General features: G+C 58.4%; 23 protein-coding genes. 16 read left to right on the forward strand and 7 right to left on the reverse strand.

The window, feature by feature from the left end; translation table 11 throughout:
• Positions 1 to 44 precede the first annotated feature (44 nt).
• Positions 45 to 1,253, reverse strand: a complete 1,209-nt coding sequence (gene mdtH / locus FHW74_RS19045; protein WP_183171918.1) for a multidrug efflux MFS transporter MdtH — start codon at positions 1,251 to 1,253, stop codon at positions 45 to 47.
• A 244-nt stretch (positions 1,254 to 1,497) separates the two neighbouring features.
• Here mdtH and rimJ point away from each other — a divergent pair, with 244 nt between their 5' ends.
• From rimJ to murJ, 4 genes are all read left to right on the forward strand, one after another.
• Positions 1,498 to 2,082: a ribosomal protein S5-alanine N-acetyltransferase gene (gene rimJ / locus FHW74_RS19050; RefSeq protein WP_161661569.1), complete on the forward strand. Its 585-nt coding sequence runs from the start codon at positions 1,498 to 1,500 to the stop codon at positions 2,080 to 2,082.
• Positions 2,083 to 2,091: 9 nt separating this feature from the next.
• Positions 2,092 to 2,739 (forward strand): YceH family protein, encoded by a 648-nt coding sequence (locus FHW74_RS19055; protein WP_183171919.1) that lies wholly within the window; start codon positions 2,092 to 2,094, stop codon positions 2,737 to 2,739.
• A 1-nt stretch (position 2,740) separates the two neighbouring features.
• The gene (locus FHW74_RS19060; protein WP_183171920.1) at positions 2,741 to 3,664 is read left to right on the forward strand and encodes a Gfo/Idh/MocA family protein; all 924 of its coding nucleotides are present in this window, start codon (positions 2,741 to 2,743) and stop codon (positions 3,662 to 3,664) included.
• Between the two features lie 108 nt (positions 3,665 to 3,772).
• On the forward strand, positions 3,773 to 5,308 hold the full coding sequence (gene murJ / locus FHW74_RS19065; protein ID WP_183171921.1) for a murein biosynthesis integral membrane protein MurJ: 1,536 nt from the start codon (positions 3,773 to 3,775) through the stop codon (positions 5,306 to 5,308).
• 46 nt (positions 5,309 to 5,354) lie between these two features.
• On the opposite strand, the gene flgN is transcribed toward murJ, so the two are convergent.
• From flgN to flgA, 3 genes are all read right to left on the reverse strand, one after another.
• Complete coding sequence (gene flgN, locus FHW74_RS19070) at positions 5,355 to 5,777, reverse strand: flagella biosynthesis chaperone FlgN (protein ID WP_183171922.1); 423 nt, start codon at positions 5,775 to 5,777, stop codon at positions 5,355 to 5,357.
• A 4-nt stretch (positions 5,778 to 5,781) separates the two neighbouring features.
• Positions 5,782 to 6,078: a flagellar biosynthesis anti-sigma factor FlgM gene (gene flgM, locus FHW74_RS19075; RefSeq protein ID WP_144129210.1), complete on the reverse strand. Its 297-nt coding sequence runs from the start codon at positions 6,076 to 6,078 to the stop codon at positions 5,782 to 5,784.
• A gap of 200 nt (positions 6,079 to 6,278) precedes the next feature.
• On the reverse strand, positions 6,279 to 6,935 hold the full coding sequence (gene flgA / locus FHW74_RS19080; RefSeq protein ID WP_183171923.1) for a flagellar basal body P-ring formation chaperone FlgA: 657 nt from the start codon (positions 6,933 to 6,935) through the stop codon (positions 6,279 to 6,281).
• A gap of 153 nt (positions 6,936 to 7,088) precedes the next feature.
• Between flgA and flgB the strand changes: the two genes are divergently transcribed.
• The 11 genes from flgB to flgL all read left to right on the forward strand — a co-directional run bounded on the left by flgB (position 7,089) and on the right by flgL (position 16,940).
• Positions 7,089 to 7,505 (forward strand): flagellar basal body rod protein FlgB, encoded by a 417-nt coding sequence (flgB, locus tag FHW74_RS19085; protein WP_183171924.1) that lies wholly within the window; start codon positions 7,089 to 7,091, stop codon positions 7,503 to 7,505.
• Positions 7,506 to 7,507: 2 nt separating this feature from the next.
• Positions 7,508 to 7,912, forward strand: coding sequence for a flagellar basal body rod protein FlgC (gene flgC / locus FHW74_RS19090; protein ID WP_125292124.1), 405 nt, complete (start codon positions 7,508 to 7,510; stop codon positions 7,910 to 7,912).
• Positions 7,913 to 7,922: 10 nt separating this feature from the next.
• The gene (gene flgD, locus FHW74_RS19095) at positions 7,923 to 8,609 is read left to right on the forward strand and encodes a flagellar hook assembly protein FlgD (RefSeq protein WP_183171925.1); all 687 of its coding nucleotides are present in this window, start codon (positions 7,923 to 7,925) and stop codon (positions 8,607 to 8,609) included.
• Between the two features lie 24 nt (positions 8,610 to 8,633).
• Positions 8,634 to 9,851: a flagellar hook protein FlgE gene (gene flgE / locus FHW74_RS19100; RefSeq protein WP_183171926.1), complete on the forward strand. Its 1,218-nt coding sequence runs from the start codon at positions 8,634 to 8,636 to the stop codon at positions 9,849 to 9,851.
• A gap of 19 nt (positions 9,852 to 9,870) precedes the next feature.
• A complete protein-coding gene (locus FHW74_RS19105) occupies positions 9,871 to 10,626 on the forward strand; it encodes a flagellar basal body rod protein FlgF (RefSeq protein ID WP_183171927.1) in 756 nt (251 codons plus the stop codon).
• A gap of 13 nt (positions 10,627 to 10,639) precedes the next feature.
• The gene (flgG, locus tag FHW74_RS19110) at positions 10,640 to 11,422 is read left to right on the forward strand and encodes a flagellar basal-body rod protein FlgG (RefSeq protein WP_125292120.1); all 783 of its coding nucleotides are present in this window, start codon (positions 10,640 to 10,642) and stop codon (positions 11,420 to 11,422) included.
• A 55-nt stretch (positions 11,423 to 11,477) separates the two neighbouring features.
• Entirely contained in the window at positions 11,478 to 12,176 is a 699-nt protein-coding gene (gene flgH / locus FHW74_RS19115) for a flagellar basal body L-ring protein FlgH (protein ID WP_183171972.1), read from the forward strand.
• Positions 12,177 to 12,187: 11 nt separating this feature from the next.
• Positions 12,188 to 13,285, forward strand: coding sequence for a flagellar basal body P-ring protein FlgI (locus FHW74_RS19120; RefSeq protein ID WP_183171928.1), 1,098 nt, complete (start codon positions 12,188 to 12,190; stop codon positions 13,283 to 13,285).
• Between the two features lie 9 nt (positions 13,286 to 13,294).
• Complete coding sequence (gene flgJ, locus FHW74_RS19125; RefSeq protein WP_183171929.1) at positions 13,295 to 14,242, forward strand: flagellar assembly peptidoglycan hydrolase FlgJ; 948 nt, start codon at positions 13,295 to 13,297, stop codon at positions 14,240 to 14,242.
• A 76-nt stretch (positions 14,243 to 14,318) separates the two neighbouring features.
• Positions 14,319 to 15,962, forward strand: a complete 1,644-nt coding sequence (gene flgK, locus FHW74_RS19130; RefSeq protein ID WP_183171930.1) for a flagellar hook-associated protein FlgK — start codon at positions 14,319 to 14,321, stop codon at positions 15,960 to 15,962.
• Positions 15,963 to 15,977: 15 nt separating this feature from the next.
• Complete coding sequence (gene flgL, locus FHW74_RS19135; protein WP_183171931.1) at positions 15,978 to 16,940, forward strand: flagellar hook-associated protein FlgL; 963 nt, start codon at positions 15,978 to 15,980, stop codon at positions 16,938 to 16,940.
• Between the two features lie 91 nt (positions 16,941 to 17,031).
• Here flgL and FHW74_RS19140 read toward each other — a convergent pair whose 3' ends face one another.
• From FHW74_RS19140 to FHW74_RS19150, 3 genes are all read right to left on the reverse strand, one after another.
• Positions 17,032 to 17,667 (reverse strand): ParB N-terminal domain-containing protein, encoded by a 636-nt coding sequence (locus tag FHW74_RS19140; protein ID WP_255459947.1) that lies wholly within the window; start codon positions 17,665 to 17,667, stop codon positions 17,032 to 17,034.
• Complete coding sequence (locus FHW74_RS19145) at positions 17,664 to 18,908, reverse strand: DUF3440 domain-containing protein (RefSeq protein WP_183171973.1); 1,245 nt, start codon at positions 18,906 to 18,908, stop codon at positions 17,664 to 17,666. The genes FHW74_RS19140 and FHW74_RS19145 overlap by 4 nt, the downstream gene beginning before the upstream one ends.
• A gap of 185 nt (positions 18,909 to 19,093) precedes the next feature.
• Positions 19,094 to 20,299, reverse strand: coding sequence for an MFS transporter (locus FHW74_RS19150; protein WP_183171933.1), 1,206 nt, complete (start codon positions 20,297 to 20,299; stop codon positions 19,094 to 19,096).
• 115 nt (positions 20,300 to 20,414) lie between these two features.
• Here FHW74_RS19150 and FHW74_RS19155 point away from each other — a divergent pair, with 115 nt between their 5' ends.
• The gene (locus FHW74_RS19155) at positions 20,415 to 21,362 is read left to right on the forward strand and encodes a LysR family transcriptional regulator (RefSeq protein ID WP_183171934.1); all 948 of its coding nucleotides are present in this window, start codon (positions 20,415 to 20,417) and stop codon (positions 21,360 to 21,362) included.
• Positions 21,363 to 21,373 lie beyond the last annotated feature (11 nt).

Raw genomic sequence — 21,373 nt, forward strand, 5'->3', positions numbered from 1 at the left:
TGACCGTCACTTTCAGTATGGAGGAGAACAAAGCCGGGGGCAAATCAGCTGCCCGGCTCCAGCATGGACGGATCGACGCGGCGTAGACTGAACTGCCACCACAGCGCGAAGAAGGTAATCAACCCCACCGCGCCCAGCATCGCCCAGGGCAATTCCGGCTGGCCGAGCGTATGCCCCATATCAAACAGCCAGCCGCCGCCCGCATAGCCAAACGCGCCGCCAATCGCCAGGCCGAGACGGCTGAAGCCCATATAGCTACCGCGCGCCCGGGCGTCCGCCAGCGAGGCGCTAAGTGTTTCCCGGGCCGGTTCGGCAATAATCGAACCGATATAAAACACGCAGATCAGCGTAAACAGCTGTTGCAGGGAGTCGGTTAAGCCCATCGGCACCAGGCTTAAAGTCATCAGCAGCAGGCCTGCCATCAGGCGCTGCTCAAGCCGGAAGCGCTTTTCGCTCCAGCGGGCGATGGGGTAGAGCAGCGTCAGCGACAGCGCCGCTTCGATGGCGTACATCCATTTGACCGCCGCAGGCGTGCCGGCAATGTTGTTAACCATAATGGGCAGCATCAGCATCACCTGCACCGCCAGCATGTAGTAGCCCGCCAGAGTTAACACGTAGGTGATAAACCGCTTGTCTTTTAACACCCGGCCCATGCCTTCGCGCATTGGCGTGCGGATGGTTGAAAGCTTATAGGCAGGCAGCAGCCAGGCGTTTACCCCCGCGCACAGCACAAACAGCACCGCGCCCACGGCGCACACCAGCCGGAAATCGTATTGCAGCAGCCAGCTACCGAGCAGCGCGCCGATCACCGCCCCGGCGCTATCCTGCATCATCAGCAGCGAGAAGAAACGCCCGCGCTGGTGCGGACGCACCAACTTCACCACCAGCGCTGAGCGCGGCGGATCGAACAGCGTGCCGCCGATACCGGAGAGAAAACAGGAAAACCACAGCAGCCACGGCTCATGGGCGATCCCCATGGTGGCGAAGCCCGCCGCGCGCAGCAGCATCCCGGTGACGATCATCGGCTTAGCGCCAAACCGGTCGGCAATCGCGCCGCCAAAAATCCCTAAACCCTGTTGTGTCAGCTGACGCAGGCCGAGCGCAATCCCGACCAGCAGCGCGGCCCAGCCCATTTGGTCAACAAAGCGAATCGAAATTAGCGGAAAGACGACGAAGAAGCCCAACACCACCAGCATATTGTCGAGCAGCAGGAAATATTTACCCAGGCTCCTTGCCTGCGAGACCCCAGCCATTTCCCCCTCCCGGGAAACGAAACCACAGAAAACCATTTTGCTGTGCCCGGTCACATTTTCCCATCATCGCTGCGACAATATTTTTTTATCAATCTGTGAGATTGATTGATGGCATTAATCGAAACGCGATAACGGCCTGAAAAAAGGCATGTTGCTGTTTTCACTGTTCTCCTGGCAACAGGTATAGTAAAAACATGGCATGGCTAACGGGCGACGACAGAATGCCTGCAAGGAGTAACGACAGATGTTTGGCTATCGCAATAATGTGCCGAAAATACGCTTAGTGACCGACCGCCTGGTGGTCCGCCTGATTTACGAACGGGATGCCTGGCGGCTGGCGGACTACTATGCCGAGAACCGCCAGTTTCTTAAGCCCTGGGAGCCGATTCGTGACGAGAGCCATTGCTATCCATCCGGCTGGCAGGCGCGGCTCAGCATGATCAACGAACTGCATAAGCAGGGCAGCGCGTTCTATTTCGCGCTGTTCGATCCGGATGAAAAAGAGATTTACGGCGTGGCCAATTTCTCCAACGTAGTGCGCGGCTCGTTTCACGCCTGCTATCTGGGCTATTCGCTGGGGGAAAAATGGCAGGGGCAGGGGCTGATGTTTGAAGCGCTGACCTCCGCGATCCGCTATATGCAGCGTACCCAGCATATTCACCGCATCATGGCGAACTATATGCCCCATAACCAGCGCAGCGGGGATCTGCTCGCCCGGCTGGGTTTTGAAAAAGAGGGCTATGCCAAAGATTATTTGCTGATCGACGGCGTCTGGCGCGATCACGTATTAACCGCACTGACTACCAAAGAATGGACCGCAGGTCGTTAAGGAGCCTCAATGAAATATCAACTCAGCGCCACCGAAGCCCGCGTGATTGGCTGTATGCTGGAAAAACAGGTCACCACGCCTGAGCAGTATCCGCTGTCGGTGAACAGCGTGGTAACGGCCTGCAACCAGAAAACCAACCGCGAGCCGGTGCTGAATCTCAGCGAATCCGAGGTGCAAAACACCCTGGATTTGCTGGTCAGGCGCCACTACCTGCGCACCGTCAGCGGGTTCGGCAATCGGGTGATGAAATACGAACAGCGCTTTTGTAACTCCGAATTTGGCGATCTCAAGCTGAACAGCGCGGAAGTGGCGCTGATCACCACGCTGCTGCTACGCGGTGCGCAAACGCCGGGCGAACTGCGCGGTCGTACCTCACGGATGCACGAATTTGCCGATATGGCGGAAGTGGAGAACACTCTGGAACGGCTGGCGACCCGTGAAGATGGCCCGTTTGTGGCGCGCCTGCCGCGCGAGCCGGGTAAGCGCGAGAGCCGCTATATGCACCTGTTTAGCGGCGATATGGAAATCCCTGCCCCTGGCGATGAGCCAGTGAGCGCAGCATCGGAAGATTTAGCGCTGCGTGTGGAAGCGCTGGAAGCGCAGGTTCAGGCGTTACAAACCCGGCTCGATTCCCTGTTAGCGCACCTCGGAGAATAATATGGCTCAATTGCGGGTTGGTATGGTGGGCCTGGGCGGTATCGCGCAAAAAGCCTGGCTGCCAGTACTTTCGGCGGCGGCGCGCTGGCAACTGGCGGGGGCGTTTTCCCCGACGCAGGCCAAAGCGCAGCCGGTTTGCGACGCATACCGTATTCCTTATATCGGGTCGATTGCCGAACTGGCGACGCGCTGTGACGCGGTGTTTGTGCACAGCAGCACCGCCAGCCACTACGCGGTGGTCAGCGAGCTGCTTAACGCGGGCGTTCACGTTTGCGTGGATAAACCGCTGGCGGAAAACCTCTCGGATGCCGAGCGGCTGGTGGATCTGGCGGCGCGCAAAAAGTTGACCCTGATGGTCGGCTTCAACCGCCGCTTTGCGCCGCGCTATCGGGAGTTGAAAGCGCAGCTGGAAAATTGCGCCTCGCTGCGGATGGATAAACACCGCGCCGACAGTGTTGGCCCGCACGATTTACGCTTCACCCTGCTGGACGACTACCTACACGTAGTGGACACCGCGCTATGGCTGGCGGGCGGCGCGGCAGAGCTGCAAAGCGGCATACTGCAAACCAACGACCAGGGCGAGATGCTGTATGCCGAGCACCACTTCGCCCATCAGCAGTTGCAAATCACCACCAGCATGCATCGCCGCGCGGGCAGCCAGCGCGAGTGGGTGCAGGCGGTAACCGACGGCGGGTTGTATCAGGTCACCGATATGCGCGACTGGCAGGAAGAGCGCGGGGCAGGGGTAGTGACCCAGCCCATTCCCGGCTGGCAGAGCACGCTTGAACAGCGCGGATTTGTCGGTTGCGCGCAGCATTTTATCGACTGCGTGGCAAATCAGACCATTCCCGAAACCGCAGGCGAACAGGCGCTGCTGGCCCAGCGGGTGGTGGAAAAGCTATGGCGCGAGGCGATGGAAGAATAACCGCCCGTTACAGTCGGAGCTAGAATTTCACCCGCGCTGGGGTAGACTAGGCGCTCGCTGAATACCTGACGCCTGCTTTGCAGGCGTCAGTGTTTGTGGAACGGAATAATGAACTTATTAAAATCGCTGGCTGCGGTCAGCTCGATGACTATGTTTTCCCGCGTGCTGGGTTTTGCGCGCGACGCCATTGTGGCACGGGTGTTTGGCGCAGGGATGGCGACCGACGCCTTTTTTGTGGCGTTTAAACTTCCCAATCTGCTGCGCCGTATTTTCGCCGAAGGGGCGTTTTCCCAGGCGTTTGTACCGATCCTCGCGGAGTATAAAAGCAAGCAGGGCGAAGAAGCCACGCGGCTGTTTATCTCCTATGTTTCGGGCCTGCTGACCCTGGCGCTGGCGATTGTCACGCTGTTGGGGATTATCGGCGCACACTGGGTGATCCTGGTGACCGCGCCGGGCTTTGTGGATACTGCCGACAAGTTCGCGCTTACCGAGCAACTGTTGCGCATCACTTTCCCGTATATCCTGCTGATATCGCTGGCCTCGCTGGCCGGGGCGATCCTGAATACCTGGAACCGCTTTTCGGTTCCGGCGTTCGCGCCGACGCTGCTCAATATCAGCATGATTGGCTTTGCGCTCTTTGCCGCGCCCTATTTCCATCCGCCGGTGCTGGCGCTGGCCTGGGCGGTGACGGTAGGCGGCGTGCTGCAACTGCTGTATCAACTGCCGCATCTGAAGAAAATCGGCATGCTGGTGCTGCCGCGTATTAACCTGCGCGATGCCGGCGCGATGCGAGTGGTGAAGCAGATGGGCCCGGCGATCCTCGGTGTGTCGGTGAGCCAGATTTCCCTGATTATTAACACCATTTTCGCCTCATTCCTGGTGTCGGGTTCGGTTTCCTGGATGTACTACGCGGACCGCCTGATGGAGTTCCCGTCCGGCGTGCTGGGCGTGGCACTGGGCACAATATTGCTGCCGTCGCTGTCGCGCAGCTTCGCCAGCGGCAATCATGATGAATATAACCGTTTGATGGACTGGGGACTGCGGCTGTGCTTTTTACTGGCGCTGCCGAGCGCCGTGGCGTTGGGCATTCTGGCCGAACCGCTGATCGCCGCGCTGTTCCAGTACGGTAAATTCACCGCCTTCGATGCTGATATGACCCAGCGGGCGCTGATCGCCTACTCGGTGGGCCTGATGGGGCTCATCGTGGTGAAAGTGCTGGCGCCGGGCTTCTACTCCCGTCAGGACATCAAAACCCCGGTGAAGATCGCCATCGTGACGCTGATAATGACCCAACTGATGAACCTGGCGTTTATCGGGCCGCTGAAGCACGCCGGGCTGTCGCTGTCGATCGGCCTTGCCGCCTGTTTAAACGCCAGCCTGCTCTACTGGCAGTTGCGTAAGCAGAAAATCTTCCAGCCGGAGCCGGGTTGGGCGCGCTTTTTAATCCGGCTGATTATCGCGGTGCTGGTAATGGCGGGCGCGCTGATCGGCATGATGATGGTGATGCCTGCGTGGGATCTGGGCACCATGCCGTACCGTATTCTACGCCTGCTGGCCGTGGTGATTGTTGGGGTGGTAGCGTACTTCGCCACGCTGGCGGTGCTGGGGTTCAGAGTGCGGGATTTTGCGCGTAGAACGGCGTGAGTCGATAAAAAAAGGCCTGACAGGGAGTCAGGCCTGGTAAAGCGTATTAAATAGAAATCTTCTTCCCACCACGCACAGTATTTGCCGTCTGGCCATCCGCGCCGTAAAGGGTCGGTTCCTGGTGCGGTTTTAGCACCTCCAGCGCCTGCTGATTGCGGGCGATTTGCCCCTCCAGCAGCCAGCCGTTGTGCTGGTTAAGCGTGCGCAATTGTTGCGTCGTCTCGGTTATCGCCTGCCAGCGTCCTGGCGCATCGTCATTGGCGCTGCGTCCGGCGTTCTGCTCCGCGCGGCGCTGTTGCTCCAGGTAATCAAGCGTGGCCAGCAGCGAGCTTTTTTGCTCGGTAATACGTTGCAACGCGCTGCCATTCACGTGGCCTGCTGATAATTGAAGTTGCTCGGCATCCATCACCTCTTTCAGCGAGTTGAGGACTGCCGTCATTTGATCCAGCACTTCTGACAGACGACTCATACCATTATTTACTCTGCAGGAAACTCTGAGCTTCGTTAATTAGCGCATCGGCAATTTTGCCTGTGTCCATTTTGAGCTCACCGTTTCGAATAGCGGTTTTGAGCGCTTCGACACGCTCCATATTGATATCACTGCTTCCAGCCTGCATCAGACGCGCCTGCGCGCCGCTGAAGGTGACGCTGGTGCTGGTGGCGGACGCGGTTTTATCCAGGCGATTAACGGGAACTTGTGCAGGCTCGGCCGCCTCGCGCGGTTGGACAGTGCCGATTGGTTTTAATGGCGATGTGCGTTCTATGCTCATGTTCAATCCTCATCGAGGGGGCTCGTGGCTGTGAGCCTGTCTTATCATTTGTTGATATTCTATCGGCAGCCGCAGCAAAATCTTTACACCCATCATTACGCTTACCCGCGAATTAATGACCAGAAAGAATGCCTTACTCTACGGCCCCGGCTACCGGCGCCAGCGATTACGCGCGCCTGGATGAGTGTAGAGGCAAGAGATTAAAGCGTTATCAGAATATTCCCATCATTATCTACCGTTCCGCTGACCACCTGGCCGTTGGCCATGCGCACCCGGGCATTTTGCGTGACGGCGGCATTATTTAACGCCTGGCCTTCACTGTTGACGCTGAATCCCTGGCCGGTGGCAATCACCATGACGCGCTGCCCGGCTTTCACCCGCCAGGGCTGGCGCACCATCGACATGGTCAGGGTTTGCCCCGGCGCTAAATCGCGCAGCGTCTGGGACTGGCGCGCCTGATCGAGCGACAACATCGCCCGCGGCGGTAGCTGGTCCAGCCGACCGCGTTGCAGGCGCAAATTCCCGTCATTCAGCTCGCTGCCGCGAGCAACCGGCGCGCTGGCCACGACATACTCGCCGTAAGCCTGAACCGTTACCTGTAAATAACGTTTATCGTTGCCGCAGCGCGCCAGCACGCTCAGGTTGCCCCACAGCCTGGCGTTGCCGGGCAGGCTGTAAGCCGGATTGTCACAGGCTGGCCAGTTGCTTTGCGGCGACTTAACCGTGACCTGAACCTCGTCGCTGATACCCGCCAGTCGTTGGGCGAAAAAAGCCGTCAATCCTGCCGTCACATCGGCGTTAACCGATGCGCTAAGCAGCATCAAAGCGGTAGCAAGCGTGGCGGGTAAACGTTTCATCCGAGGCTCCGGTAGCGCGATGGTGAGGATTTTACCGCGACTCGTGATGACTCAAGGCAACAAATAGCGACGCATTTTGCGCTTATTCCAACGATAAGGCGAGGTGGTCGCGCATTAAGCTGTCGCCATCACCATGCTATTCGCGGAGGAACCATGCTCGACAAACTCGATGCCGCGTTACGTTTTCAGCAGGAAGCGCTCAATTTGCGCGCGCAGCGTCAGGAGATCCTGGCGGCGAACATTGCTAATGCCGATACCCCAGGCTATCAGGCCAGGGACATCGATTTCGCCAGCCAACTCAAACAGGTAATGGAGCGCGGACGGGTTCAGGGCAACACGGTTGCACTGACCATGACCTCCGCTCACCACATTCCCGCCCAGGCTTCCACGGCCCCATCCATGAATTTGCTGTACCGCATTCCCGACCAACCGTCGATGGACGGCAACACCGTGGATATGGACCGCGAACGTACCCAGTTTGCAGATAACGCGCTGAAATACCAGACGGATCTGACGCTGATGAGCGGGCAAATCAAAGGCATGATGAACGTGCTGCAACAAGGAAACTAATCATGGCGCTGCTCAATATTTTTGATATCGCCGGTTCAGCCATGACCGCGCAATCGAAACGCCTCAACGTGGCGGCAAGCAACCTCGCCAACGCCGACAGCGTGACCGGGCCGGACGGCCAGCCCTATCGCGCCAAACAGGTGGTATTCCAGGTGGATGCCCAGCCTGGCGCGGCCACCGGCGGCGTGAAGGTCAGCCAGGTGGTGGAAAGCCAGGCGCCGGACAAGCTGGTTTACGAGCCAGGCAACCCGCTGGCGGACGCCAACGGCTACGTCAAAATGCCTAACGTCGACGTGGTCGGCGAAATGGTCAACACCATGTCGGCGTCGCGCAGCTATCAGGCCAACGTCGAAGTGCTGAACACCGTGAAAAGCATGATGCTGAAAACGCTGACCATCGGACAATAAGGAGAACACCATGTCCATTGCCGTTAACGTTAACGACCCAACCAATACTGGCGTCAGCGGAACCAGCTACTCCACCGGTTCCAACAGCCTGACCGGTAGCAGCGCGTCCGATCTCCAGAGCAGCTTCCTGACGCTGCTGGTGGCGCAGCTGAAAAACCAGGATCCCACCAACCCGCTACAGAACAACGAACTGACCACCCAGCTGGCGCAAATCAGCACCGTGAGCGGGATTGAGAAGCTCAACACCACGCTGGGCGCGGTATCGGGCCAGCTTGACAGTAACCAGTCGCTGCAAGCCAGCGCGCTGATCGATCGCGGAGTGATGATCCCGGGCAGCACCATTCTGGCCGGTAAAGAAACCACCACCCCGTTTGGCGTGGAGTTGCAGCAGGCGGCGGATAAAGTCACCGCCACCATCACCAATAAAGAAGGCGTGGTGATGCAAACCCTGGATATCGGCAAACTCAGCGCGGGCGTTCACACCTTTAGCTGGGACGGCAAGATGGCAGACGGCACCGCTGTGCCGGACGGCGCATATAACGTGACGATTTCAGCCAGCTCCGCCGGGACCCAACTGGTGGCGCAACCGCTGAATTTCGCTTTAGTCAACGGCGTGACGCGCAGCAACGGCAGCACCCTGTTAGACCTGGGCACCTACGGCACTCTCGCAATCAGCGAAGTGCGACAAATTATCTAACGCTTGCACTTACAGGAGTAAGACATGGGCTTTTCTCAAGCGGTCAGCGGCCTGAATGCTGCGGCCTCCAACCTGGACGTGATTGGCAACAACATCGCCAACTCCGCGACCTACGGTTTTAAATCCGCTTCCGTTTCCTTCGCAGATATGTTCGCCGGCTCTAAAGTCGGCCTCGGGGTAAAAGTCGCGGCGGTGACCCAGGACTTCAGCGACGGCATTACCACCAATACTGGCCGTGGCCTCGACGTTGCTATTAGCCAGAACGGTTTTTTCCGTCTGGTGGACAGCAACGGCTCGGTGTTTTACAGCCGTAACGGCCAGTTCAAACTGGACGAAAGCCGTAACCTGACCAATATGCAGGGCATGCAGGTGACCGGCTACCCGGCAACCGGTACGCCGCCGACCATCCAACAGGGCGCCAACCCGGTTGGTCTGACGATCCCCAATACGCTGATGTCGGCGAAAGTTACCACTACCGCGTCGATGGTGGTCAACCTGAACTCCTCGGATAAAACCATTGCCGCGGATGTGGCGTTTAACCCGGCCAATGCCGATAGCTACAACAAAAAAGGCAGCGTCACGGTATTCGATACCCAGGGCAACGCCCACGACATGAACGTCTATTTCCGTAAGAACGCCGACAGCAGCTGGGCGGTATATTACCAGGACAGCAGCGTGGCGGGCAGCCCGGTTTCCGCACCGACCACCATGACCTTCGACGGCAACGGTAACCTGACGGCGCCGACCAACCCGGCGACGATTGCCATGACGCCAGGCTCGTTGAACGGGGTTGCGCCAACGCCGTTTACCCTGGATTTCACCGGCTCGATGCAGCAGAACACCGGCTCCAACAACATCGTCTCCACCGAGCAGAACGGCTATAAGCCGGGCGACCTGGTGAGCTACCAGATTAACGATGACGGCACCGTGGTCGGCAACTACTCCAACGAGAAGCAGCAATTGCTGGGCCAGATCGTGCTGGCGAACTTCGCCAACCCGGAAGGGCTCTCATCCCAGGGCGATAACCTGTGGGAAGCGAGCAACGCATCCGGCGTGGCCCTGCTGGGCACCGCAGGCAGCGGCAACTTCGGCCAACTGACCAACGGCGCGCTGGAAGCCTCTAACGTCGATCTGAGTAAAGAGCTGGTCAACATGATCGTGGCCCAGCGTAACTACCAGTCCAACGCCCAGACCATCAAAACTCAGGACCAGATCCTGAACACGCTGGTTAACCTGCGTTAATGCCTGACGGGACGGCCTAATGGATCACGCAATTTATACCGCTATGGGGGCTGCCAGCCAGACCCTGAATCAACAAGCGGTCAATGCCAGCAACCTGGCGAACGCCTCCACGCCGGGTTTCCGCGCCCAGCTTACCGCGCTGCGCGCGGTGCCGGTGGAAGGCTTATCGCTGCCGACCCGCACCCTGGTGGCGGCGTCCACGCCTGGGGCCAATATGTCACAGGGCGCGCTGGATTATACCTCGCGTCCGCTGGACGTGGCGCTGCAACAGGACGGCTGGATCGCCGTCCAGAGCGCGGCGGGCACCGAAGCCTATACCCGTAACGGGAATATCCAGGTCACTGCCGGGGGGCAGTTGACCATTCAGGGTAATCCGGTGATGGGCGACGGCGGCCCGATTGTGGTGCCGGAAGGCGCGGAGATCACCATTGCGGCAGACGGCACCATTTCGGCGCTCAACCCCGGCGATCCGCCAAACACTGTCGCGCCGGTCGGTCGTCTGAAGCTGGTGAAGGCCGATGGGAATGAAATCGTGCGCGGCGATGACGGATTATTCCGCTTAAGCGCCGCCGCGCAGGCGCAACGCGGCCCGATGTTGCAGGCCGACCCGAGCATCCGCGTGATGTCCGGCGTGCTGGAAGGCAGCAACGTCAAACCCGTCGAAGCGATGACCGATATGATCGCCAACGCCCGACGCTTTGAGATGCAGATGAAAGTGATCTCCAGCGTCGATGATAATTCTCAGCGGGCTAACCAGCTGCTGTCGATGACTTAATTAAGGGCACTTTATGATTAGCTCATTATGGATTGCGAAAACCGGCCTCGACGCCCAGCAAACCAATATGGACGTGATCGCCAATAACCTGGCGAACGTCAGCACTAACGGCTTTAAGCGCCAGCGCGCGGTATTTGAAGATCTGCTGTATCAAACCATCCGCCAGCCGGGCGCGCAGTCCTCCGAACAAACCACGCTGCCGTCGGGTCTGCAGATTGGTACCGGCGTGCGTCCGGTAGCGACCGAGCGCCTGCACAGCCAGGGCAACCTGTCGCAAACCAGTAACAGCAAAGACGTGGCGATCAAAGGCCAGGGCTTTTTCCAGGTGATGTTGCCGGATGGCACCTCTGCCTATACCCGCGACGGTTCATTCCAGGTGGATCAGAACGGCCAGCTGGTGACGGCGGGCGGTTTCCAGGTGCAGCCTGCGATCACCGTTCCGGCGAACGCGCTCAGCATCACCATCGGTCGCGATGGCCTGGTGAGCGTGACCCAGCAGGGCCAGGCCGCGCCGGTACAGGTTGGGCAGTTAAACCTGACCACCTTTATGAACGACACCGGGCTGGAAAGCATTGGTGAAAACCTGTACATCGAAACCCAGTCTTCCGGCGCGCCGAACGAAAGCACGCCGGGGCTGAACGGTGCCGGGCTGCTGTATCAGGGCTATGTGGAAACCTCAAACGTTAACGTGGCGGAAGAGCTGGTGAATATGATCCAGGTGCAGCGCGCTTACGAAATTAACAGTAAAGCGGTCTCCACCACCGACCAGATGCTGCAAAAATTGACGCAACTCTAACGTGATCCCGGCGCGGCGGCTGTCGCGCCGGGCACGAATACTGAAGATGAAAGCAATGCAAAATACCGGTGCGCAATATCGCCCTCTTTTGATCGCCCTGATGGTGACGTTATCCGGGTGTGCCTGGGTCCCCTCGAAGCCGCTGGTGCAGGGCGCGACAACCGCGCAGCCCGCGCCTGGCGCCGCGCCGGTGGTCAATGGCTCAATTTTCCAGTCCGCGCAGCCGATTAACTACGGCTACCAGCCGCTGTTCGAAGACCGCCGGCCACGCAACATTGGCGATACCCTGACGATTGTCCTGCAGGAAAACGTCAGCGCCAGCAAGAGCTCGTCGGCCAACGCCAGCCGCGACGGCAAAACTAACTTTGGCTTTGAGGCGGTACCGCGCTACCTGCAGGGACTATTCGGCAACGATCGCGCCACCGTGGACGCTTCCGGCGGCAACAGCTTTAACGGCAAAGGCGGCGCTAACGCCAGCAACACCTTCAGCGGCACGCTCACCGTGACCGTCGACCAGGTGCTGGCGAACGGCAACCTGCATGTGGTGGGCGAAAAACAGATCGCCATCAACCAGGGCACAGAATTCATTCGTTTCTCCGGTGTCGTGAATCCACGCACCATCAGCGGCAGCAACACCGTTCCGTCCACCAACGTGGCGGACGCGCGTATCGAATATGTCGGCAACGGCTATATCAACGAAGCGCAAAACATGGGCTGGCTGCAGCGTTTCTTCCTTAACTTATCGCCGATGTAAGCGAGGTGACTATGTTGAAATCACTCCTCACAATCGGGTTGCTGCTGGTGGCGTCTTTTGCCCAGGCCGACCGTATTCGTGACCTCACAAGCGTACAGGGCGTTCGGGAAAACTCCTTGATTGGCTACGGCCTGGTGGTGGGCCTGGACGGAACGGGCGACCAGACCACCCAGACGCCGTTTACCACCCAGAGCCTGAATAACATGCTCTCCCAACTGGGCATCACCGTGCCGCCGGGCACCAACATGCAGCTGAAAAACGTGGCGGCGGTGATGGTGACCGCGTCGTTCCCGGCCTTTGCCCGCCAGGGGCAAACCATCGATGTGGTGGTTTCCTCAATGGGTAACGCCAAAAGCCTGCGCGGCGGTACGCTGCTGATGACGCCGCTGAAAGGTGTGGACAACCAGGTTTACGCGCTGGCGCAGGGGAACATTCTGGTGGGCGGCGCGGGCGCGTCGGCGGGCGGCAGCAGCGTTCAGGTTAACCAACTGAACGGTGGCCGTATCACCAACGGCGCGGTCGTAGAGCGCGAGTTGCCCAGCCAGTTCGGCGCCAGCAACACCCTGAATCTGCAACTGAATCAGGAAGATTTCACCCTGGCGCAGCAGATCACCGACACCATCAACCAGGCGCGCGGCTACGGCAGCGCCACGGCGCTGGACTCCCGTACCATCCAGGTGCGTGTGCCCACCGGTGGCAGCTCCCAGGTGCGCTTCCTGGCGGATATCCAGAATCTGGAAGTCAGAGTCGCCCCGCAGGATGCCCGGGTGATTATCAACTCGCGCACCGGCTCAGTGGTGATGAACCGTGAAGTGACGCTGGACAGCTGCGCGGTGGCGCAGGGCAATCTGTCGGTGACCGTCAACCGCCAGCTTGACGTCAGCCAGCCGGATACGCCGTTCGGCGGCGGCCAGACGGTGGTGACGCCGAACACCCAGATCGATATGCGCCAGAGCGGCGGTTCGCTGCAAAGCGTGCAGTCCAGCGCCAGCCTGAACAGCGTGGTGCGGGCGCTTAACGCGCTGGGCGCAACGCCGATGGATTTGATGTCGATTTTACAATCGATGCAAACGGCGGGCTGCCTGCGCGCCAAACTGGAAATCATCTAGGTCATTGTTATGCTGAACGACACCAAACTGCTCTCCAGCGCCGCGTGGGACGCGAACTCGCTGAACGATCTGAAAGCCAAAGTGGGACAGGACCCGAAGGCGAACGTTAAAGCGGTGGCCCAGCAGGTCGAAGGCATGTTTGTCCAGATGATGCTGAAAAGCATGCGCGAAGCGCTGCCGAAAGATGGCTTGTTCAGCAGCGACCAGACGCGGCTTTACACCAGCATGTATGACCAGCAAATCGCCCAGCATATGTCCAGCGGTAAGGGGCTGGGGCTGGCGGACGCGATGGTCAAGCAGATGACCAGCGAGTCACAGGAGCCTGGCGAGACGCCGGACCAGGTGCCGCTGAAGTTCGATCTGGAAACCATCACCCGCTACCAGACCCAAACCCTGGCGCAGACCGTGCGCCAGGCGGTACCGCGCGCGCCGTCTCAGGAAGAACCGCTCAGCGGCGACAGTAAAGATTTCCTGGCGGCGCTGTCGTTGCCCGCCAAACTGGCCAGTGAGCAGAGCGGCGTGCCGCACCATCTGATTCTGGCCCAGGCGGCGCTGGAATCCGGCTGGGGACAACGCCAGATTTTAAAAGCCAACGGCGAGCCGAGCTTCAACCTGTTCGGCATTAAAGCCAGCCCCGGCTGGAAAGGCGAAGTGGCGGAAATCACCACCACCGAATATGAAAACGGCGAAGCCAAAAAGGTGAAGGCTAAATTCCGCGCCTACGGCTCGTATCTGGAAGCGCTGTCGGATTACGTCAATTTGCTGACCCGCAACCCGCGCTATGCCGCCGTAACCAGCGCGGCGACGGCGGAGCAGGGCGCGACGGCCCTGCAGAACGCCGGTTACGCCACCGATCCCAACTACGCCCGCAAGCTGACCACCATGATTGGCCAGCTGAAAGCGATGAGCGAAAAAGTTTCTAAAGCCTATAGCAACGATATTTCTACTTTGTTCTGAAAATGCCTCAAGTCTGGTAGAGCGCTGCCGATAACGGTATGCAGGAACCGAGTCTGAAAGTTCATAAGGAACCTCCATGTCCAGTAGCTTAATTAACAGCGCAATGAGCGGCCTTTCCGCGGCTCAGGCGGCACTGAATACTGTCAGTAACAACATCAACAATTACAATGTTGCGGGCTATACCCGTCAGACGACGGTGCTTTCTCAGGCCAACAGTACGCTGGGTGCCGGTGGATGGGTGGGCAATGGCGTTAATGTCACCGGTGTACACCGCGAATATGACGCGTTTATCTCCAATCAGTTACGCGCCGCGCAGAACCAGAGCAGCGGCCTGACGACCCGTTATGAGCAGATGTCAAAAATCGACAATATGCTCTCCAGCAGCACCAATACCCTGTCGTCCACCATGCAGGATTTCTTTAAAACCATGCAGACGCTGGTGAGCAACGCAGAAGATCCGGCGTCACGCCAGGCGCTGCTGGGCAAGGCGGAAGGGCTGGTTAACCAGTTCCGCGTCACCGACCAGTATCTGCGCGATCAGAATAAAGAAGTGAATGGTTCGATTAGCACCAGCGTCAGCCAGATCAACACCTACGCGAAGCAGATCGCCAACCTGAACGACCAGATTTCGCGTTTGACCGGCGTGGGCGCCGGGGCCTCTCCGAATGATTTGCTCGATCAGCGCGACCAGTTGGTGAGCGAGCTGAACAAGATTGTCGGCGTGGAAGTGACTGTTCAGGACGGCGGCACCTACAACGTGACCGTGGGCAACGGCTATACCCTGGTTCAGGGCAGCACTGCGAACCAACTGGCGGCAGTGGCGTCAAGCGCCGATCCGTCGCGCACCACGGTAGCGTTTGTTGATAAAACCGCAGGCAACGTCGAGATACCGGAAAAACTGCTGACCAGCGGCTCTCTGGGCGGTCTGATGACGTTCCGCTCTCAGGATCTCGATCAGACGCGTAACTCCCTGAACCAGATGGCGCTGGCGTTTGCCGACGCGTTCAACACCCAGCATAAAGCGGGTGTGGATGCCAATAATGAGAGTGGCACCGATTTCTTTAGCTTCGGCAAACCAGAAGCGCTGAGCAATGCCAAAAACAGCAAGCCGGGCGCGACCTTTGACGTGAGTTTTACCAATACCTCGCAAGTGCAGGCGTCGGATTATAAAGTGACCCGCGTCGGCGGCGAATGGCAGGTGACGCGTTTGTCCGACAACGCCAACGTAAAACTGACCGATAATGGCGACTCCATTGAATTTGATGGCCTGAAAATCGACATCACCGGCACGGCGGCAAACAATGACTCGTTTATGGTGAAACCGGTCACCAACGCCATTATCAACATGGAAGTGAAGATCAAAGACGAGTCGCAGATCGCGATGGCGAGCGCCAAAGACAGCGGCGAGAGCGACAATACCAACGGTCAGAAACTGCTCGATCTGCAAAATAACAAAATGGTCGGCGGCAATAAAACCTTTAACGATGCCTACGCCAGCCTGGTGAGTAATGTCGGCAACAGTACCAGTACGCTTAAAGTGACCAGCACTACGCAGAGCAACGTGGTGGTGCAGTTGACCAACCAGCAGCAGTCTATCTCCGGGGTCAACCTCGACGAAGAGTACGGCAATCTGCAACGTTTCCAGCAATATTACCTGGCGAATGCCCAGGTGCTTCAGACGGCATCCACGCTGTTTGATGCGCTGCTGTCCATCCGCTAACGGGAGAATTGATCGATGCGTATCAGTACTCAAATGATGTACCAGCAGAATATGCGTGGCATTACTAACGCGCAGACTGAATGGCTGGGGTATGGCGAGCAAATGTCCACCGGCAAACGGGTGAACAAAGCGTCGGACGATCCGATTGCCGCCGCCCAGGCGGTGGTGCTGTCGCAGGCGCAGGCTGAAAACAGCCAGTATACCCAGGCGCGTTCGTTCGCCACCCAGAAAGTCTCGCTGGAAACCAGCGTACTGAGCCAGGTGACGACGGCGATCCAGACTGCCCAGGAAAAAATCGTCCAGGCGGGCAACGGCACGCTGAGCGATGATGACCGCGCCTCGCTGGCAACTGATTTACAAGGTATCCGCGACCAGCTACTGAACCTGGCAAACAGCACCGACGGCAATGGACGCTTTATTTTTGCCGGTTATAAAACCGATGCCGCGCCGTTTCAGGGAGAGGCGGGGAGTATTGAATACAAGGGCGGCAGCGAGCAGATCACCCAGAAGGTGGATTCGGCGCGTACCATGGTGATTGGTCATACCGGCGATTCCGTGTTTATGAACGTCACCAGCAATGCCGTACCGGAGCCGGAAGGCGGCACCCAGGAGAAGAGCCTGTTCAACATGCTCGACACCGCTATCGCGGCGCTGAAAACCCCGAAAGCGGGTGCCACGGAAGAAGAGCAGGCCGCTCTGGATGCCGCAGTGGATAAAACCAACCGCGGCCTGAAAAACTCGCTTAATAACGTGTTGACCGTGCAGGCCGAGCTGGGTACGCAACTGGCCGAGCTGGGCAGCCTGGATACCCTGGGCAGCGATCGCGCCCTGGGCCAAACGCAGCAGATGAGTAACCTGATTGATGCGGACTGGAACTCGGTGATTTCATCCTATGTGATGCAGCAAGCCGCGCTTCAGGCCTCGTATAAAACCTTCACCGATATGCAGGGCATGTCGCTGTTCCAGTTGAACCGTTAAGGCGAAAGATTTGAGCATATTTTGAAACTGGATATGCTTTCTGCCCGCTTCCGCACCCCGGAGCGGGCTTTTTTTTACCTCAAACGGGCTGCTATTCCACCGTCCATGCTTCAGAGTATCGCCGGTCGGCAAACATCTCTTTCAGCCCTGCGGTTTGCTTCAGGCGCAACACCTCGTCCTGCTCCATCCCCAGCTCTTTGGCAATATGCTCATCGTCCCATCCATAGTGAGATAACTCCAGCACCAGCGCCGACATTGCGGGGATCTGATGCTTACCCCTGGCGCGGTTATGGCGCACGGTAGAGGCCATATTATCTTCGCGGCTGACCTGATCTGTTTGCAGCAGCACCACGGGAATATAACCACGCAGCCTGGCCGATAGCGTTTTATTTTTTACGCCCACCCGGAAACGGTGCGCGCCGTCCACCAGATTCAGTGTTTCGTCACTCGCGGGCGTTGCCACCACCGGTTGGGTATAGCCGTCCTGAATCAACGAATGAACCAAAAGCTTGCGTTCAGCGGCCGCCATGACGTTCGGGTTATAGCTATTTTCTCTGAGCGCATCAGCTTTGATCCACAGTACACAATCCACCGGCTCCTGATGAAAAGGGCTCAGGCCATGCAATGCCTGCTTGATGGTATTTAATGCCTCAATGCGTTCGGCTTCGGGCTGGCTCTGTAGCCAGGCGGTAAGAGGAGATAACAGACCTGCCAGCCTCTCATTCATAGTACTTTCCATAATTTACGTTTCTCCTGAATACGCTTTTTCCAGCGTTCGTAATGATGAGTCCGGGTCGGGCTGAAAGAGAGCCCCCGGCACCAGTAATCGTTGCGTAAAATCGTCCGGCATATCCGTCGCCAGGAGGGGATATCACGACTGCCGGTGTCTTTATCCTGACAATCAGGAATGTCTTGCGGGTAATCGCGCTGACGATACCACTGGAGATAAATGGCGATCTTATTACGGTAATGTTCCGCTGTTGACGGCGGCAGGCTGTCGAGCAGAAACATCGCGTAAGCTTTCCAGGTCATGGCGTCGGGCTTAACCAGCACGCCCTGGCCATAAAATCCGTTGCGTTCGGCGCCATACAGCTCGCCAGTGTGGGCACCGCTGACCCGCTGGCATACCCGATCCCATATGTCCGGTTCAAGAACATGATACAGCCATAATCCCGCGCGCTGCTCGGGCCCGAACGGTTCGCAAATCCGCATATAGCGCGGTTTTACGCCCGCCTGAAACATGAGCTGGTACAGCGGATTACACAGCGCATCGTGGTGGGCGAACCATGACCAAATGTCCGCTGTTTTCCAGTCATACAGGGGAGCGACAGTACAGACACCGGACGTCATACTGACCGTGGTCCAGGGTTTTTCCGGGCTATAACGTGCTTTACGGCGGTCGCAAATACTCTGAAAACGTAGCAGTGATTCATCGGCGCGCATGCCGGTAAGAACGGCGGTTGGGGTAATCGGGGCCTGCCGGGCCAGCCAGTCGTTAAATGCGGGAATGAAATCTTCAAACGTCATGCCCGGGGTATAAAACGCGAAGTATTGCGGATCGATGATGGCGTCTTGCGGCGGCTGACGCACCCATTCAACGCCCGGTTGCCAGGCGGTCCATTCCGGCTGGCAGGCCGAGGTGCCGTTAACGGTGGTAATGGGTAGCGCCACCCAATAAAACGTGTCGATACAATCGGCGTACAGGGATCGCATCGCCTCCACATGATTAATGGTGTGCCTGAACTGAACCTCCCAGTCAATAAACAGCACACTAAATGTTTTGCCGCGCTGGCGCGCTTCCTGCGCCGTTAAATGCAGTAATAAAGTAGAATCCTTGCCGCCGGAAAAAGAGACACAAATCCGGGAGAAAGTATCGAAAATCCAGGCTATTCGCTCAGCAGCCGCATCGGAAACGGTCATGTTGAGTGGGATTTTGCGCACCGGCGACTTCTGACTGACGTTGCTCATAAAATTCCCTTTTTTTAGCGCCAGGACATTCGCCAGACGGTTACTGATGCTACCCGCTTGCGAAGCCATATGCGCATTCTCATATTAATTTTCAGTAGCTTAGTGGAAGTGACTTCCGGGCTAAATATAATCCCAAACGAATGCATACTCGCGGGTTTAGCCCCAGTTTTAGGATTTCACTAATATCAGACAGGGTGACTCATGCGCTGCTGGCGACGCTCGGCCATCCGCACCACCAGGCTGCCTGCGCTGGCGAGCACGGCAAGCATCACCACGCCCATCCAGCCATACTCTTCCCACATGGCGCTGCCGAGCACGGAACCTAATGCCATGCCGATAAACACGCCGGTAAACAGCAGGGCGTTGAGGCGGCCTCGCGCCTGAGGGTCGAGCCGGTAGACCAGGGTCTGGTGCGCCACCAGCGAAGATTGCAGCCCAAGATCGAAACCAATGGCGCACAGCGCGATCAGCGTCAGTTGCCAGAAAGGCGACAGCAGGGGGAGCAAGAACATCAGCGCAAAGGAGAGCGTGGCAAGCGCGGCGGCATATTGGGTGACCCGGTTCGATCCTACTTTATCCGCCAGCGCTCCTGACAGCGGCGCCGCCAGCGCGCCTGCGGCTCCGGCGATGCCGAATGCGCCAGCCACGGCGCTACCCAGATGGAATTGCTGGCTTAACATCACAGCGAGCATGGACCAGAAGGCGCTAAAGCCGATCGAGAGCAGCCCCTGCGCCAGCGCGGCGCGGCGTAACGCAGGATGACGGATCCACAAACCAACCATGGATTTCATCAGCGACGGGTAACCCAGCTCCGCCTGGGCAGTAAAGCGCGGCAGCACGCGCCACAGGGCCAGGCCGATCAGGGCGATGCTGAATGCCGCCAGCTGATACATAACGCGCCAGCCAAAAGCTGCGCTCACCAGGCCGCTCACGGTGCGGGATAACAGGATCCCCAGCAGTAAGCCGGTCATCACCATGCCCACGGCTTTGCCCTGCTTACCCGAAACGGAAAGAATGGCGGCGGCCGGAACGATGTCCTGCGCCACGGTGGCGGCAGCGCCCAGCAGCAGGCTTAATGCCAGCAGGTTGTGTTCGCCGGTTGAAAAACTATACAGAACCAGCATCAGCGCCAGGGCGAATGCTTTTACCAGAATAATGATACGCCGGTCGAAACGGTCGCCGAGTGGCAGCAGGAACAGGATCCCCAGCGCATATCCGGCCTGGGTGAGCGTAGGGATTAACCCCATGCTGCCGATGCCGAGATGCAGATTATCGCCCATCAGGGGCAGTATCGGTTGCGCGTAATAGATCGATGCCACGCTGAAACCCGCGGCGGCGGCAAGCACCAGCAAAGTACGCATCAGCGCCGAAGAGGAAAGGGAAGTGGTCATGGGTAAAGCCTCACATATCTGGAAGATGTCAGGATTGTCGGCGACAGAGGGCTGGCGCGGTAGCGGGACAACTGATAAAACGGTTATACACCAAACGTATGCCAGGAAAATTTTTATGGCAAATGAACGTATAGACAGAATTGAGTTGATGAACACCTTTATCCGCATCATTGAAAGCGGATCGCTGAGCGCGGCGGCGGTGCAGTTGAACACCACCCAGGCAACCGTCAGCCGACGGCTTAAATCGCTGGAGGAGATGCTGGGCTGCAAGCTGCTGTTGCGTACCACCCACGCCATGAAGCTCACCGATGATGGGGAGCGCTGCTATCACCATGCCAAAACCGTGACGGGCCACTGGATGATGCTGGAGGACGATCTGCGCAATGCCGGGGATGAGCCGGTGGGCACCTTGCGGGTGCGGGCACCCCACGCGTTTGGGCAACAGCAACTGATTGCGCCGCTCACGCAGTTTCTGCGCCAATATCCGCGGATGAACGTAGAGTGGATGCTGAACGATAAAGCGCCGCTGTTTGTCACCGAGAACATCGATTGCGCTATCCACCTCGGCGCGCAGCCCGACCCGTCTACCATTTCGGTGTTACTGGCGGAAGTGCCGCGTATCGTGGTTGCCGCGCCGGCGTTGCTGGCGGGGTATCCGCCGATTAACCAGCCGGAGGCACTGGCGGCGTTGCCCTGGGTCGCCTTAAACCTGTTCTATCAACAGGAAGTCACGCTGAGAGAAGTCGCAGGGGGCGAAACGCGATCGCTTGCCATTGCGCCGCGTCTGAGTACAGACAGCCTGTACGCGGTAAGAGAGACGGTGCTGGCAGGGTTAGGTGTGGGGATCGTCTCGGCGTGGATCGTGGCGCAGGATCTTGAGCAGGGCAAACTGGTGCATGTGCTTCCGCAGTGGCAGGCAGCGCCGCTGCCGGTGTGGCTGGCTTATCCCTACAGTCGCTACTATCCCGCGCGCTTGCGTAAATTCCTCGAGCTGATGCGGGAAATCTTGCCTGGGTTGATGGGAATGCAGCCGCCGGAGAGGCGAAAAAAAAGCCGGTCATAGTGACCGGCTTA

Source organism: Atlantibacter sp. RC6 (genome assembly GCF_014193285.1).
In the GTDB taxonomy this organism is placed as follows: domain Bacteria; phylum Pseudomonadota; class Gammaproteobacteria; order Enterobacterales; family Enterobacteriaceae; genus Atlantibacter.